We start from the raw sequence: 13,968 nt of genomic DNA on the forward strand, positions 1-13,968 counted from the left end.
CCGGAAAGTGGACGCGGCAGGAAGGCGCTTAAATTACAGATAACGGCACAGGTAGGAAGTCGGTTCCGCCACCTGCAGGTGGAATTCGCTATTACCCGGCACGTTAAACACTTCACCTGCCGCGTACACCTTCCATTCCGTTTCCCCCGGTAACAGCACGTTCAACGCGCCGCTGACCACGGTCATCTCTTCCGGCTGGGCGGTGCCAAAGGCGTACTCACCCTCTTCCATCACTCCAACGCTGGCGCGGCCGGTACTGCTGCTGGTGAAGCCGATAGATTTCACTTTCCCTGAAAAATACTCATTGCTTTGAAGCATAAACAAGACCTTATCATCGTTGGTTGAAGCTTCAATATAGGGGGCGCTCCTTGCCCCTGTCACGTAAAATTAATCGATAACGTCGGGTTAAACTAATAGTTCTGCCGCCAGTCGCGAAACCAGCACATTTGACAATAATACCGGGACATCCAGCGCCTTTTGTAATACGTCGCGGTGATGCTGATGATAGCCAAGACAGTCGAGCACCAGTACATCCGCCCCCTGTTCGACTAAACCTCTTCCTGCATCCAGCAGATCGCTGTCGCTGCCGCCCATCGGGTTCGCCAGCGCATAGTAAGGCGTATTTTCTAAAGTGAGCCACTTTTGCCGCTGTAGAGGCAGGACTTCTTCAACAGGTACAATCACGCCCACCTGATGGCCATCGACGATCGAGGCCACCAGCGGCGGAATAATCCGTTCAGGCTCAAGAAGGATAGCGTTGTGCGTCGCCAGGCCGCTCAACTGTTCGGAACTGAGAAGAAGAATGACATCATATTCCTGCCGATCCAGCATCTCGATAACGCAGCGCAGATCGCGCTCCACCTTTTGGCGGGAGACTTCCACCAGTTGGTTATCATTAAGTAAGGTCAGCAGCCCCTGGTCGCCGGATTCCACGGCATAATCTTCCATAACGTCTTCACGCGTCATTTTACCTAACAGGCTAATATGGGTGATCTGCTCTTCCCTGATATGTTCGGTTAACAGCGGCAAAACTTCCGCCACCGGCGCCACGCCAATGGTCAAAATTGCCATCGTTGCACTCATATCATGTACCTTTTCACTACCACTGCTTCAACACAGGCTTTTCACACACGACATCCGCCCCCCTGGTGAGTAAAAATCAACCGTCGAGAAGCGTAGCAGCTCAGCGGCGCTGCGGAATGTAAAGATTCCAGAAGCTTCAGAGTCGCTCCTGAAAAATCCGTGTGTTAGGTATTCATTAGTACCATTGATGAATTAAAAATGTGAGCTGAGCCCGGTATTGCCATCTTCATGGCACAAACCGGGCCGGGGGATTATGTTTTTTCGGGATCTTCGTAGCGCCGTTTAGCGTCTAACGCTTCCTGCTCGGAGGGATGTTCGCTGATCAGCGAATCGGGTGTCGGGTAATCCGCACGCAGCTGATACCAGGTGACCGTCTGACCCGCGGCGCCTTTTTCGACGGCGACAACGCGTGCTTGTCTCGGATAAGGGGGTCTGTTTGGCATTGTTCTTCCTTTTTCGGCTGTCAGAACAATTAAGTATAGGCTCCGCTTTCCCCCCTGACCCAGGTAAAATCCTAACTTACCGTCACATCGCACAGCATGGTCATAATCTGTTCAACCACCGCATCCGGCGTCGCGGTGGCGTCTACGGTATGATGGGCGGTTTCGCGGTACAGGGCTTCCCGCTGCGCCAACACTTCGCCGACTTCCTCGCGGACGGGCTTACCGGTCAGCGTTGGACGCTGTTCCGCCTGCGGGTATGCTTCCAGACGCTCGATTAAGGCGTTAACAGAAGCCTGCAGATAAATCACGATGCCGTTTTCACGCATAAACAGACGATTACGTTCAGCGAGAATAATTCCTCCGCCGGTCGCAATAACCGTATCCGGCAGCGTAACGGCCTTCAGCGACAGCGTCTCCAGTTCACGAAAGCGTTCCCAGCCCTCTTTCTGCACGATTTCCGCTACCGTGCGTTTCTCATGCGCCTGCAAACGATGATCGGTATCGGAAAACTGGAAATGCAGCGCGCGCGCCAGGGCATGGCCGATAGTCGTTTTACCGCAGCCTCGCGGCCCGATGAGAAAAATTGGTTGTGTCATTACCGAAGACCCCCTGGTTCCGCGTGTCGCGGAGAAATAAAGGCGAAAAGTACGCCATGATACCTGCAAATGCCTGCCACGATAACCGTAAAATAATCGTTACATTTTTTAGGGAACCCTATTTACCACAGAGTTTGAATGGATTCCGCATGTAAACTTATCATTGCATTTAGTGTTATGCCAGCTTTACTTAAAGGCGACGGATTATTTTTTATCCATTCCTTGCCGTAAACGGTAACACATTTCTGCACAGCTTTACGCTGCAACATATTTACAACACCGCCCGACCGTCGCACTCTGACGGTAAATGACCCGTGTGACAGAGGAATGTATCATGCAATCTGAAGAACAACGCCTTATTGATGGCCTGTTTTCCCGTTTAAAAGAGGCCGAGACGCACAGCGCATCGCGCGACGCCAGCGCCGAGGAGCGGATTGCCCAGCACGTAACCCAGCAGCCGGCGGCCCCGTACTATATGGCGCAAACTATCCTGATTCAGGAAGCGGCTATCAAACAACTTAACGACCGCATTCAGGCGCTGGAGGCTCAGGTTAGCCAGCTACAGGCGGCAAAACCGAGCAGCGGCGGGTTCCTGTCGGGCCTGTTCGGCGGCGGCCAGTCCCGCGGCTCCGATCCGATTCCTGGGGCCGAGCAATATGGCCGCCCGCAGGCCAATAACGCGCAACCGCAGTATGCGCCGCAGCAAAACTATGCCCCGCAGGCGGCAGGCCGCAGCGGCGGTGGCTTTATGGCGGGTGCGCTACAAACCGCGGCCGGGGTGGCAGGCGGCGTAGTGTTGGGCAATATGCTGACCAATATGTTCAGTGGTTCACACCCGCAGGAGATTGTGAACATCATCGATGAACAGCAGCCGCAGCAGCAACAAGACGTCAGCCCGGCGCTGGATAATAACGCCGCCGAGGATCCGTTCCGCCAGCAGGACGATCCTTTCCTGGCGGACAACAACACCCTTGACTCCGATTTCGACGCCGGCTTCGGCAATGACGATGATTTCGGTAGCGATGACGACAGCTGGGTTTAATCCTGCTGACGTTTAACCGCAAGCAGCCACTTCTCCAGCTCGGCGGCGAATAACTGCCGATCGCGCTGCGATAAACTATCCGGGCCACCGGTCTGTACGCCGCTGGCCCGCATCGTCTCCATAAAATCACGCATCGTCAGGCGCTCGCGAATGGTCGCCTCACTGTAGCGCTCGCCGCGCGGATTCAGCGCCGCCCCTCCTTTCGCCAGCACTTCCGCCGCCAGCGGGATGTCAGCGGTGATCACCAAATCGCCCGGTTCACAGAGACGGACAATCTCGTTATCGGCAACATCAAAACCCTGCGCCACCCTTAGCGCGCGGACGTAGCGCGACGGTGGAACCCGCAGCGACTGGTTGGCGACCAGCGTCAGCGGCGTCTGCGTGCGTTCGGCGGCGCGGAACAAAATTTCTTTAATGACATTCGGACACGCGTCCGCATCTACCCAAATCGCCATTTCGGCTCCTGTCGTCGGCAAAGGTTGCGACATTTTCGCCTGCTTTTCTCCCCCAGAAAAGCGCCAGGATGATAAGCTAGTGGAATCGTAACGAAAAATGCAGAGGGGAAAGGTAATGGATAAGAAAATTGGCTTTATCGGCTGCGGTAACATGGGTAAAGCCATTCTCGGCGGCCTGATCGCCAGCGGACAAATGCAACCGGCGCAAATCTGGGTCTATACCCCATCGCCGGACAAAGTTGCCGCCCTGCATGACCAGTACGGTATTAATGCGGCGGAAAGCGCGCAGGAAGTCGCTCAGGTCGCCGATATCGTCTTCGGCGCGGTGAAGCCGGGGATCATGACCAAGGTATTAAGCGATATCGCTTCCAGTCTGAACAAAGATTCGCTGGTGGTCTCGATAGCCGCAGGCGTCACGCTGGATCAGCTGGCGCGCGCGCTGGGCCACGATCGCAAAATTATTCGCGCCATGCCGAACACGCCGTCGCTGGTGAACGCCGGGATGACCTCCGTGACGCCAAACGCGCTGGTCAGCGCGGAAGAGATCGCCGAGGTATTAACCATTTTCCGCTGCTTCGGCCAGGCGGAAACCATCGCCGAACCGATGATTCACCCGGTGGTTGGCGTCAGCGGTTCCGCGCCGGCTTACGTCTTTATGTTTATCGAAGCCATGGCCGATGCCGCCGTTCTCGGCGGTATGCCGCGCGCGCAGGCCTACAAATTCGCCGCGCAGGCGGTCATGGGGTCAGCGAAGATGGTACTGGAAAGCGGCGAACATCCGGGCGCGCTGAAAGATATGGTCTGCTCGCCGGGCGGCACCACCATTGAAGCGGTTCGCGTACTGGAAGAAAAAGGTTTCCGTTCAGCCGTTATCGAAGCAATGGCGAAGTGTATGGAAAAATCAGAGCAACTGAGCCGTTCCTGATAATCCTCAAAGAGACTACGGGTGAGGCGCCACCGCCCCACCCGTCATCTTATTTCTTCAGGCAGGTACTCATAAACTTATTACGATCGTCACCCTTCAGCGATTTCGACGACGCTTCTTTGCTACAAGCGCTCATCTTCTGCTGTTGAGGCGTCAGCGTCTTGCCGGCCGCTGGCGCATCTTTCTTCAGGCAATTGCTCATAAAGGTTTTACGTTCATCACCCTTTAGCGACTTTGACGCCGCTTCGGTATTACATACGCTCATTTTCTGCTGCTGAGGCGTTAACGTTTTATCTGCGGCACTTACCGCGGCAACAAAGACCAAACCAAAAAGTAGGGTTACCAGAAATGTTATTTTCATCACACCATCCCTCTGTTAGTGGATCTCTGTAAGTCTGGTCGCTATCAGCAAAAAAACCAGCCGGTAACGTAAATTCGTTACCGACCGCGGGTTATTTCAGACCCAGCGCGTCTTTCATGGTGTAAAACAGATCGGTCTGGTCGGTAAGACCCACCACGTTGCCCGCATGCGGGCCATAGGCGGCAATACGCAGTTGGGTGCCGGTGTGTTCCATCGACTCCTCTTCAGAGTTGCCATAGCTCATCACCATTACCGCGCCATCTTTGGTCGTCAGCGCCTGGGTCAGGCCCGGCGCTTTCGTGTCGGCCGGGATAATCTGGCTGGAGTGGGCGTGATCGGCGGTGACGATCACCAGGGTATTACCCTCTTTTTTGGCAAATTCCAGCGCTTTCTGTACCGCTTCATCGAGGTCGACGGTTTCGCCAATCTGGCCGCAAGGGTTTGCCGCGTGGTCCTGTTTATCGATAGACGCCCCCTCAACCTGCAGGAAGAAACCTTTCTCGTTGCGGCTCAGGAGATCAATCGCTTTTTCGGTCATCTGCGCCAGCGTCGGTACGGAAGCATCGCGTTTCGGGTTTGGGGTACAGGTTACCGGCGGTTTGTCGATATTGCCGTGATAAGAGGCTTTCGGGCCTTCCCACCGCACCGGCATATTGCCGTCGGAGAACAGACCGAGCAGCGGTTTACCCTGATTTGCTTCGCTGATAGCGGCGAGAGAGGCGGCGTCGGTCACAATCTGATAGCCGCGAGCGACCGCCTGCTCATGCAGGGTTTTCCCCTGCCACTCCCCTGCGGTCGCCGTTTCAGCAAAGGTCTTCGCCCCGCCGCCTAAAGAGACATCCGGACGGGCATTCAGCAGTTGTTCGGTGATAGAGCCCTTGCCGCCTTTTTCCAGCGCGTTGCTGGCGCATTTTTCGCTGGTCACGCTGGGACCATAGCATTTACGCGAGGTCACATGGGCCACCTGCGCCGCCGGCGTCGCATCCTGCAGCTCAGCCGTCGAGACATTGCCGGTGGCAAGACCCGCGGCTTTCGCCAGCTCAAGGATGGTCTGATGATCTTTTTCGTGGATATCAACGCCCAGCGCGCCGTTATAGCTTTTCACGCCGGTGGTCCACGCGGTTGCCGAAGCGGCGGAATCCGTCACGTAATCCGGTTTGCCGGTTTTTTTATCCAGAGAATAATGAGTGTACTGGCCCGTCAGCGGCAGGGCATCAATACCTTTAAAGAAACCGCCGGCGCCTTCGGCATAATTTCGTGCGGCGGTAATTTCTGAATCACCCATGCCATCGCCAATGAGCAAAATAATATTTTTCGCCGGCTTATTGATTAAAGAAGCGCGCAGCGCTTCGGTCTGATCGCCCGTTAAACGGCGCGCGCCGCCTGGGGTCGTGATATCGCCCTGGGCCGCGCGATTTTCCAGCACCGGCGAAGAAGTTGTTTGTGCATGAATAACCGGGGGAGCCAGCAGCGGTAACAGGGCAATAAAGAGGGCAGATAATTTCACTTTGTCGTCTCCATGTAAAAAATACTTAAAAAACAAAACGAGGGAGACTTTATAAAAGTGGTGTGACAGAAAAATGACAGCATCCTTACTGGTCACATGATTAGTTACGAGGATGCCGGAGCAGCTTTTTTATATATTGCTGCAGAAGTTGGGTGTCACGGTCGTCCACCAGCGGTCCGGGCTTTACCTGCTCCATGGCGGTTTCGATATCCTGAATCAAACGTTGCTGCGCATCCTCAGCCATATGGCGCAGCAGCGCGGTGACGACAATTTCCAGCGCCTCAACCTGTACCGTCAGCTCTTTCGCCTCTTCTTCTTTTTGCGCCAGATTGACCAACAGCTCAGCAATGAGATTTTTCATTACGCATTATCCTTAAGCAACATCCATAATGGCCTAGTTATGTCATACATCGGCATATCGATACCAGAATTATTTTCAAATAATAGGGTTATTCCTGCAATAATATTCAGCGAAACGTTTTTATTACCGCCAGGCAACAAAGGGAAAGCCCCTATTATTAATAGCAAAAAGATAATTCTATAACCAAATTTAATAGTAAATAATAAAATGGAATATGTGTCGCACTATTTAAGGATAACTAAAGGTAATGGTTAATAGCTATATCAGCTGATTAATATAAGGCGCCCTTATGAGCGCCCAATATTTTTATTTAAACGGCCGCGCGGCGGCTACGGCGTAACATAATCGCCAGTTGCCAGATATTAATCAGGACAATCAACGCAGTGGCAATAAACACCCAGCGGAACCCCGCCATTGCCGAGACCGAAGCGCCAATGAGCGGCCCGGCGACATTACCCAGATACATAAATGACTGGTTATAACCGAAAATACGCCCGGTGACGTTATCGCTGCAGTATTTCAAGAGCAGCGTCTGAACCGCCGGTAACATCGCGCCGTCGGCAAAGCCCAGCAGGAAGCGCAATACCCCGAGCTGCAGCGGCGAGGTCACGAACGACATCGCAAAGAACATCACCACCGCGCAGCATAACGTCGCCAGCAAAATGCGCGACGTCCCGATGCGATCGCCGAGTTTTCCCAGGCGAGGCGCGGAAATCAATGCCGAAATCCCCGGTACGGCGGCAATCATCCCCGCCAGAAACGCGATATTGTTGCTGTCCGGCGCCATCGACTTGATAAATAACGCCAGAATTGGCCCGATAGAGCCGTTACACAACTGGATAACCAGGGTGGTGAAAAACAGGCTAATCACCAGCCCCGGATGGGTCAATGAAGCAAAGACCGCTTTGCCGCTCAGGCGTTCAGCTTTGCTCACTTGCGGCCGGGCGCCCTCTTTAATCAGAAACAACGTCACGAGGAAACTGACCGTCAGTAAAATCGCGGTAATGAAAAACACCGCCCGCAGGCCGACGTGGTCAGCAAGAAAACCGCCGAGCAACGGGCCGCCGATCACGCCGCTTATCTGCGCCGTCGACAGCGTACTGAGCGCCCAACCGCTGCGTTCACGCGGCACCTGCGAGGCCACCAGCGCCATGGCGTTGGGAATATAACCGGAGGTCAGCCCCATTACCGCACGCAAAATAAATAGCTGCCAGACGTTGTTCGCAAAAGCCTGCAGCAAAATCGCAATCGCCATACCAAGGGAGGCGCGCAGCAGCATGAGTTTGCGCCCTTTGCGGTCTGCCAGGCTCCCCCACATCGGCGAGACAATCGCCGACACCAGGAAGGTGACGCTAAAGGTCAAGCCCGACCACATCGACAGCGCTTCGTGTGAGGTAACGCCCAACTGAGAGACATACAGCGGTAAGAAGGGCAGAATTTGACTGATGGCGAGTCCGGTGAAAAAGCAGCCGAACCAGACAGAAATGAGATTAACCTTCCAGGATTCCATAACTACGCGTATTCATTAGTGTTTCGTTAATTATTACCTAGCTTAGCAATTTCCGTCTTCGCACGTAGTACCAGAGATGCGCATGCCGCGAGTTTGGTGTTTTATCGCCCTGACCGCGGAGTAGACAAACATAATCGAAGATAACCGCATTGTCGTCAGTGGGATGTGCTGAGGCACATCGGCGGATAGTGGCGAATGCGCAGCATTTAACCCTCTGCTGTAAAGGGTAAAGATTCAGGCAGCCATCTCGCTAAAACACATGCTATGTTATGTGTTTTGATGTAATCAGGATGGAAGTTGAAATGGCTAAAATGAGGGTTGGGATCGTTTTTGGCGGTAAGTCGGCAGAACATGAAGTGTCGCTGCAGTCAGCCAAAAATATCGTCGAAGCAATTGATAAGACACGCTTTGATGTTGTGCTGCTGGGAATCGATAAACAGGGGCTTTGGCATATCAACGATGCCAGCAACTATCTGCTGAACCCGCAGGATCCCGCTCATATCGCGCTGCGCCCGTCCGACGTGACGCTGGCGCAAATTCCTGGTCGCGATGCCCATCAGTTGATCAACGCCGATAGCGGCCAGCCGCTGGCGGCCATCGACGTCATCTTCCCGATTGTTCACGGCACCCTTGGCGAAGATGGTTCGCTGCAGGGGATGCTGCGGATGGCGAATTTGCCGTTCGTCGGCTCCGATGTGCTGGGCTCCGCCGCCTGCATGGATAAAGACGTCACTAAACGCCTGCTACGCGATGCCGGTCTGTCGATTGCGCCGTTCATCACCCTGACTCGCGCCAACCGCCAGCAGTTCAGCTTTGCCGATGTCAAAGCGAAGCTGGGACTACCGCTATTCGTGAAGCCCGCGAACCAGGGTTCTTCCGTCGGCGTCAGCAAAGTGAAGAGTGAAGAAGAGTATCGGCAGGCCGTCGCGTTAGCCTTTGAATTCGACCATAAAGTGGTGGTTGAACAAGGGATTAAGGGCCGTGAAATCGAGTGCGCGGTGCTGGGCAATGATTATCCCCAGGCCAGCACCTGCGGGGAGATCGTACTCAATAGCGAATTCTATGCCTACGATACCAAGTACATCGATGATAAAGGCGCGCAGGTGGTGGTTCCGGCAGCCATCGCCCCGGAGATCAACGACAAAATCCGCGATATCGCCGTCCGCGCTTATCAAACGCTCGGCTGCAGCGGAATGGCCCGCGTTGACGTCTTCCTGACGGAAGATAACGAGGTGGTGATCAACGAAATCAACACGCTGCCGGGCTTCACCAACATCAGTATGTATCCGAAGCTGTGGCAGGCCAGCGGCCTGGATTACACCAGCCTGATAAGCCGCCTGATCGAGCTGGCGCTGGAGCGCCACGCCGCCGACCGCGCGCTGAAAACCTCAATGAACTAAGCATCTTTCCCGGGTAGCGGCGTACCGCCTTACCCGGGCTACCGCGGTGCCGTTATTTTGTCGGATGGCGGCTAACGCCTTATCCGACCTACGGTCCGTGCGGCCTGCTGTTAATTTCTTCACCACGCTGGCTGACACTACTGGTGCTCTCCCCCCCCCGGTGGTGCTGCTACAGCGCTTTGCGATTTGGTAGCCCGGAGAAGGCGCAACGCGCCGCGTCCGGGAAAAACCCTTAAAAAGTCGCAAACCGATAACAGTATCTACGCCGGCATGTGATCTGTAGGCCCGCGCAAGCGTAGCGCCGCCGGGCAATAACCGCGGGTAAAAAGCCACTTTCGCGCCGGATGGCGGCGGCGACTGGCCGCCCTCTGTGCGCTCCCTGCGCCATGAGAGACATAACGCAGAAGAATTATCGGGAGCGCAATGTGCCTGGAAACACCACAGAACAACCGTTTTTCCAGGGCGAAACGATCGCAAACCGATAATAATAACTACCACGTCTTGCCGGGGATATTACGCCTCTTCTGCCGGACGGCGGCGAATAACAAATCCCGCCAGCCAGAAGCTCACTACCCACGTCACCAGACCGACGGCATAAGATTGCCAGCCCTGCGCGTCAAACCCCAACAGCCCCACCACGCCATTGAGAATAAAAATTAACCCCAGCGCAAACGCGTAGTAGTGCCAGTCACGGCGGATTTTGTCGGTCAGCTTCATAACGACTCCTGCGGAAAAAAAACATCATCGCATAGCCGCCCGCCGCGCCAACAAGATTGTTCGCACAATGCGAAGCCGCTCTCCCTTTTGTGCAATGCGGGCTCGCCGACAGTTTTGTCAAAACAGGATTATTCCTGGCAGAAATTACCAGCAATCTGATACAGGGAAACGCCCGGCGCTGCCAGAATTCCTGTCTATAGAGCTGGAGGAAAAACCAGCGGAACAGGTGTTGCGGAGGTTTATATGGCTGAATTTACGTTTTCTAAAACGCTGATGGGGAGCAACAAAAAGAAGGTATCGATCACCAGCGGTAACATTGCCTACGCGCTTTTTGTTCTGCTGTGCATCTGGGCCGGCGCGCAAATGTTGAGCATGCTGGTACACGCGCCAGGCGTATTCGAACATCTCATTCAGATTCAGGATACCAACCGCCCGCGCATTGAGATTGGGCTCGGCGTCGGTACCCTGTTCGGTTTAATTCCGTTCCTGTTTGGTAGCCTGCTGGTCGGCGCGCTGGGGCTTATCCTACGCTGGTACCATAACCGTTAACGACGCGCCATACAGCTGGCGCGGCGATCGTCGACCCGCTTAGCAAACCACGCGGTAGTAAGATTGCGGGTGATTTTCGGGCTTTCCAGTTGGATCCCCGGCAACATCTCGCGCGGAAGCGTTTTCCCGGCCTTTTTCTCGGCGATTTTGAATATTTTCTTATACAAATCGCTCTCTTCAAACGCCAGGCTATCGCCCTTCTTCAGTTGGCGATGGATATCGCCATCGCTCATCCCCAACTGCCCGGCTAAACGGCGCACCGCCAGCTCAGTCGTACCGGGTTCATCGCTGTCATAACGAATAAGATCGCCATCCAGCGCCAGCTTAACGCCGGTGGCTTTAACCACCGCATTCTGGAAGGCGGCGTTACGGCTAGCATACCAACCGGCATTGAAATCAGCAAAGCGGTACAGCGGCACGCTATAGTTAGCCGGGTAGTTGAGCAGATGATAGGTGCCGAACCACAACCCGCCGCGCAGGCTGAAGACTTCCTGGCGCACGGTGCCGTCCATTTTCCACGGATAGCCATCGGTGTGCTGCTGGGCAAAGGCGATGCTTACCTGCATTGGCCCGCCGGTATGCACCGGGTTGAGAGAGCCGAACAGCTTCTGGCCCATCGGCACCATGCCAATGAAGTCATCAAAAATCGCGCTTAGCTGTTTTTCCGTTTTGACGTTATCGAGGCGCTCGCTGTAACTTTTACCGTTCGGCGAGGTAATTTTCAGCGCGGTATGCACCAGAAATACCGGGATATGCATTTTTTCCGCCCGACGGTCAATTTCCTGCCAGGCGATTTTATTCAGGCCCGGCACCGCCGGATCGGCCTGATAGTTTGATTCCTGCTGCGCGACCGCCAGCACCGAACAGACGTTTTCTTCCGTCGGCGCCAGCTTCTGGCTGTCAAAGGTTTTGGCAATCGCCTGCGCCCAGGCCTCGCGGTCTTTGATGCTGGCAGGCATTTTTTGCCGCACCACGGCGGCGACATCCACCGGCTTCTCGCCTTCTTTCAACTTAGGCGCCTGCTGGCTGGTACAGGCGCTCAGCACCAACCCGGCCAGCAGCGTAAAAGAGAGTGAAACACCGCGAGAAACCTGCGCCATAAACCTTCCTTGCATTCATTAATTAATTAACGGTTGAAGAGACTTCCTGCAGCCCTTTGTTATCCAGTTCGCGCTCAAAGCTGCGCAGACGTTTATAGATGGACATCAGTTCCACCAGCGTGGTCCACGAACTAATCAGATACTGGAACGAGCCGCGAACCTGGCCGAACACGTTGGTGATCTGGGTCATCAGGCCGAGCGTAATCGTACCGGCGACAATCGACGGAAACAGCAGGAACAAGCCGAAAACGTTATCCACCTGCAGGTAAAGAATACGGGCAATATTGAAATACATATAGTGGAAATAGAGACGGAAGTAGTTGTGGCGCACCGCGCTGAACAGCTCGCGCACGGTCGGCGGCGTGGCGCGGTTGGCGTCATCCTCGCCATACACCAGCTCTTTACGATAGGCGGCTTCTACGCGCTGGTTTTTAAATTGCAGGCCCGGCAGCTTGATCCCGACCACCGCCAGCAGCCCGGTTCCCATCAGCGACCACACGATAGCGGCAATCACCAGCCCATACGGTAAATGGCCAACGATCGGCAGGTCCGGCACATGCGCCGACAGCGAAACCAGCACCGGCAGGAAGGCAATCAGCGTCATTACCGCATTAATAAAGCTTACGCCCATATCTTCAAGCGTCGCGGCGAAGCGCATGGTGTCTTCCTGCACACGCTGAGCGGCACCTTCGATATGGCGCAGATGCTGCCAGTGTTCCATATAGTGTTCGTTCATCGCGGTACGCCAGCGGAACACATAGTGGCTTACGAAGAAGTTATTCAGCACGCCAATCACCACCGCAATCAGCGCGATGCCAAGAAAAATGCCAATCTCGTGGTAGAACTGATTGATGCTGACCTTGTGCGGCGTGGCCAGCGCGCTCTGAATCAAGTCATAGAACGGCGCATACCAGGCGTTGATCGCCACCCCAACTTCCACCAAAAACCAGGTGACAAAAATAATCAACGAGGTGCCGAGAATAGACCAGTATTGCCAGCGATGCGGGCTATAGATAAACCAGAACAGCGCGAAGGCGCCGACGCAGAACAGGTAATACGCGTAAAACACCAAATAGTTGAGCGACCAGAACCGCGCCGCGCTGATGGCGACATCCTGCGATGCGCCGGTTATCCGCAGCAGCCAGTCGCCGCCGCCCGCCTGCCAAAAGATCACCGCCAGCAGCGACCAGATAAAGGCAGAAATAAAAAACGGCCCCGGTTTGGGGAAAAAAGCTTTAAACATCGTACTCTCCTGCTAACTTCTTATCGTTCTGTTTTTGCTGTGTACCACACGTACGCCCGCCGCAACGCGCGGCGGCGAAGTAAAGCGGACCCATGATGAGACCGGATATCAGCGACTTAGTTCGTCTGCCATTCGGCAAGAATTGTTTCTACGGGTTTCACGCGTAAAGGATTATCGGGAAGGGTGAAAGTCCGCCACACCTCGTTATAGTGAGCGATCAGCGTTTTAGCCTCGGCGGCGGCGCGATTGGCGGTGGTATGGGCATCTTCGGCAATGGTGATGGCGTAGCCGCGGCTGGCGCCGTTTTTGATGGTGGTATCGACGCAATAATCGGTCGCGCAGCCGCAGATAACAAAAGCGTGAGTTCCGTTCTCGCGCAGCACCTGTTCAAGATCGGTTTTATAAAACGCATCACAGGCCGTTTTGGTGACGTAGCGCGCCCCGGCGGGTTGCGCCAGTTCAGGCAGCAGCGCGAATCCTTCGCTTCCTTCTTCCAGGCCGCCTGCTTCAGCGTGCTGAATGAAAATAACGCTATCGGCGGCGTGAATCAGGCGATTGATTTGCGCTACGCAGCGTTCGCGATCGACACGCGGCGTCTCGAATACGCCGTTTTGCATATCCACTACCATCAGAACCCGTTGAGATGCCATCACCACTCTCTTTTATAAGATGAATA

At 54.8% G+C, this 13,968-nt stretch carries 17 protein-coding genes; 4 read left to right on the forward strand and 13 right to left on the reverse strand.

Annotated elements, in window-relative coordinates:
* Positions 1–33: 33 nt before the first annotated feature.
* The 4 genes from ppnP to aroL all read right to left on the reverse strand — a co-directional run bounded on the left by ppnP (position 34) and on the right by aroL (position 2,122).
* Complete coding sequence (gene ppnP / locus PGS10_RS12490; protein WP_047044546.1) at positions 34–318, reverse strand: pyrimidine/purine nucleoside phosphorylase; 285 nt, start codon at positions 316–318, stop codon at positions 34–36.
* A gap of 87 nt (positions 319–405) precedes the next feature.
* Positions 406–1,083 (reverse strand): AroM family protein, encoded by a 678-nt coding sequence (locus PGS10_RS12495; protein ID WP_015704547.1) that lies wholly within the window; start codon positions 1,081–1,083, stop codon positions 406–408.
* A 251-nt stretch (positions 1,084–1,334) separates the two neighbouring features.
* Entirely contained in the window at positions 1,335–1,526 is a 192-nt protein-coding gene (locus PGS10_RS12500; protein ID WP_015368019.1) for a YaiA family protein, read from the reverse strand.
* Between the two features lie 71 nt (positions 1,527–1,597).
* Positions 1,598–2,122 carry a shikimate kinase AroL gene (gene aroL, locus PGS10_RS12505; RefSeq protein WP_032707531.1) on the reverse strand — a complete coding sequence of 175 codons (525 nt, stop codon included), beginning with the start codon at positions 2,120–2,122 and terminating at the stop codon, positions 1,598–1,600.
* A 334-nt stretch (positions 2,123–2,456) separates the two neighbouring features.
* Here aroL and PGS10_RS12510 point away from each other — a divergent pair, with 334 nt between their 5' ends.
* Entirely contained in the window at positions 2,457–3,164 is a 708-nt protein-coding gene (locus PGS10_RS12510) for a DUF2076 domain-containing protein (protein WP_047078667.1), read from the forward strand.
* On the opposite strand, the gene PGS10_RS12515 is transcribed toward PGS10_RS12510, so the two are convergent.
* A complete protein-coding gene (locus tag PGS10_RS12515) occupies positions 3,161–3,619 on the reverse strand; it encodes a YaiI/YqxD family protein (RefSeq protein ID WP_015368022.1) in 459 nt (152 codons plus the stop codon). The genes PGS10_RS12510 and PGS10_RS12515 overlap by 4 nt on opposite strands.
* A 115-nt stretch (positions 3,620–3,734) precedes the next feature.
* Here PGS10_RS12515 and proC point away from each other — a divergent pair, with 115 nt between their 5' ends.
* Entirely contained in the window at positions 3,735–4,544 is an 810-nt protein-coding gene (proC, locus tag PGS10_RS12520; protein ID WP_316423048.1) for a pyrroline-5-carboxylate reductase, read from the forward strand.
* 49 nt (positions 4,545–4,593) lie between these two features.
* On the opposite strand, the gene PGS10_RS12525 is transcribed toward proC, so the two are convergent.
* The 4 genes from PGS10_RS12525 to PGS10_RS12540 all read right to left on the reverse strand — a co-directional run bounded on the left by PGS10_RS12525 (position 4,594) and on the right by PGS10_RS12540 (position 8,283).
* Positions 4,594–4,905, reverse strand: a complete 312-nt coding sequence (locus tag PGS10_RS12525) for a PsiF family protein (RefSeq protein WP_045390969.1) — start codon at positions 4,903–4,905, stop codon at positions 4,594–4,596.
* Positions 4,906–4,996: 91 nt separating this feature from the next.
* Positions 4,997–6,412 (reverse strand): alkaline phosphatase, encoded by a 1,416-nt coding sequence (gene phoA / locus PGS10_RS12530; protein ID WP_015368025.1) that lies wholly within the window; start codon positions 6,410–6,412, stop codon positions 4,997–4,999.
* Positions 6,413–6,512: 100 nt separating this feature from the next.
* Positions 6,513–6,773, reverse strand: coding sequence for an anti-adapter protein IraP (gene iraP / locus PGS10_RS12535; protein WP_015368026.1), 261 nt, complete (start codon positions 6,771–6,773; stop codon positions 6,513–6,515).
* A gap of 310 nt (positions 6,774–7,083) precedes the next feature.
* Complete coding sequence (locus PGS10_RS12540) at positions 7,084–8,283, reverse strand: multidrug efflux MFS transporter (RefSeq protein ID WP_045390975.1); 1,200 nt, start codon at positions 8,281–8,283, stop codon at positions 7,084–7,086.
* 302 nt (positions 8,284–8,585) lie between these two features.
* Between PGS10_RS12540 and ddlA the strand changes: the two genes are divergently transcribed.
* Positions 8,586–9,683 carry a D-alanine--D-alanine ligase gene (ddlA, locus tag PGS10_RS12545; protein WP_045390977.1) on the forward strand — a complete coding sequence of 366 codons (1,098 nt, stop codon included), beginning with the start codon at positions 8,586–8,588 and terminating at the stop codon, positions 9,681–9,683.
* Positions 9,684–10,196: 513 nt separating this feature from the next.
* Here ddlA and PGS10_RS12550 read toward each other — a convergent pair.
* The gene (locus PGS10_RS12550) at positions 10,197–10,400 is read right to left on the reverse strand and encodes a DUF2754 family protein (RefSeq protein ID WP_045390980.1); all 204 of its coding nucleotides are present in this window, start codon (positions 10,398–10,400) and stop codon (positions 10,197–10,199) included.
* Between the two features lie 243 nt (positions 10,401–10,643).
* Here PGS10_RS12550 and PGS10_RS12555 point away from each other — a divergent pair, with 243 nt between their 5' ends.
* Entirely contained in the window at positions 10,644–10,949 is a 306-nt protein-coding gene (locus PGS10_RS12555; protein WP_015704540.1) for a DUF2755 family protein, read from the forward strand.
* Here the strand turns inward: PGS10_RS12555 and PGS10_RS12560 are convergent.
* From PGS10_RS12560 to PGS10_RS12570, 3 genes are all read right to left on the reverse strand, one after another.
* Complete coding sequence (locus PGS10_RS12560) at positions 10,946–12,049, reverse strand: DUF1615 domain-containing protein (RefSeq protein WP_316423049.1); 1,104 nt, start codon at positions 12,047–12,049, stop codon at positions 10,946–10,948. The two genes, PGS10_RS12555 and PGS10_RS12560, sit on opposite strands and share 4 nt — an antisense overlap.
* A gap of 22 nt (positions 12,050–12,071) precedes the next feature.
* A complete protein-coding gene (gene sbmA / locus PGS10_RS12565) occupies positions 12,072–13,292 on the reverse strand; it encodes a peptide antibiotic transporter SbmA (protein ID WP_046884025.1) in 1,221 nt (406 codons plus the stop codon).
* A gap of 116 nt (positions 13,293–13,408) precedes the next feature.
* A complete protein-coding gene (locus tag PGS10_RS12570; protein ID WP_161801920.1) occupies positions 13,409–13,921 on the reverse strand; it encodes an isochorismatase family protein in 513 nt (170 codons plus the stop codon).
* Positions 13,922–13,968: the final 47 nt, after the last annotated feature.

The organism is Klebsiella sp. 141153 (genome assembly GCF_032601995.1).
Lineage (GTDB): Bacteria > Pseudomonadota > Gammaproteobacteria > Enterobacterales > Enterobacteriaceae > Klebsiella > Klebsiella aerogenes.

Coding starts and splice junctions, on each gene's coding strand:
- ppnP (WP_047044546.1), bottom strand. CDS start 318: ATGCTTCAAAGCAATGAGTATTTTTCAGGGAAAGTGAAATCTATCGGC.
- PGS10_RS12495 (WP_015704547.1), bottom strand. CDS start 1,083: ATGAGTGCAACGATGGCAATTTTGACCATTGGCGTGGCGCCGGTGGCG.
- PGS10_RS12500 (WP_015368019.1), bottom strand. CDS start 1,526: ATGCCAAACAGACCCCCTTATCCGAGACAAGCACGCGTTGTCGCCGTC.
- aroL (WP_032707531.1), bottom strand. CDS start 2,122: ATGACACAACCAATTTTTCTCATCGGGCCGCGAGGCTGCGGTAAAACG.
- PGS10_RS12510 (WP_047078667.1), top strand. CDS start 2,457: ATGCAATCTGAAGAACAACGCCTTATTGATGGCCTGTTTTCCCGTTTA.
- PGS10_RS12515 (WP_015368022.1), bottom strand. CDS start 3,619: ATGGCGATTTGGGTAGATGCGGACGCGTGTCCGAATGTCATTAAAGAA.
- proC (WP_316423048.1), top strand. CDS start 3,735: ATGGATAAGAAAATTGGCTTTATCGGCTGCGGTAACATGGGTAAAGCC.
- PGS10_RS12525 (WP_045390969.1), bottom strand. CDS start 4,905: ATGAAAATAACATTTCTGGTAACCCTACTTTTTGGTTTGGTCTTTGTT.
- iraP (WP_015368026.1), bottom strand. CDS start 6,773: ATGAAAAATCTCATTGCTGAGCTGTTGGTCAATCTGGCGCAAAAAGAA.
- PGS10_RS12540 (WP_045390975.1), bottom strand. CDS start 8,283: ATGGAATCCTGGAAGGTTAATCTCATTTCTGTCTGGTTCGGCTGCTTT.
- ddlA (WP_045390977.1), top strand. CDS start 8,586: ATGGCTAAAATGAGGGTTGGGATCGTTTTTGGCGGTAAGTCGGCAGAA.
- PGS10_RS12550 (WP_045390980.1), bottom strand. CDS start 10,400: ATGAAGCTGACCGACAAAATCCGCCGTGACTGGCACTACTACGCGTTT.
- PGS10_RS12555 (WP_015704540.1), top strand. CDS start 10,644: ATGGCTGAATTTACGTTTTCTAAAACGCTGATGGGGAGCAACAAAAAG.
- PGS10_RS12560 (WP_316423049.1), bottom strand. CDS start 12,049: ATGGCGCAGGTTTCTCGCGGTGTTTCACTCTCTTTTACGCTGCTGGCC.
- sbmA (WP_046884025.1), bottom strand. CDS start 13,292: ATGTTTAAAGCTTTTTTCCCCAAACCGGGGCCGTTTTTTATTTCTGCC.
- PGS10_RS12570 (WP_161801920.1), bottom strand. CDS start 13,921: ATGGTAGTGGATATGCAAAACGGCGTATTCGAGACGCCGCGTGTCGAT.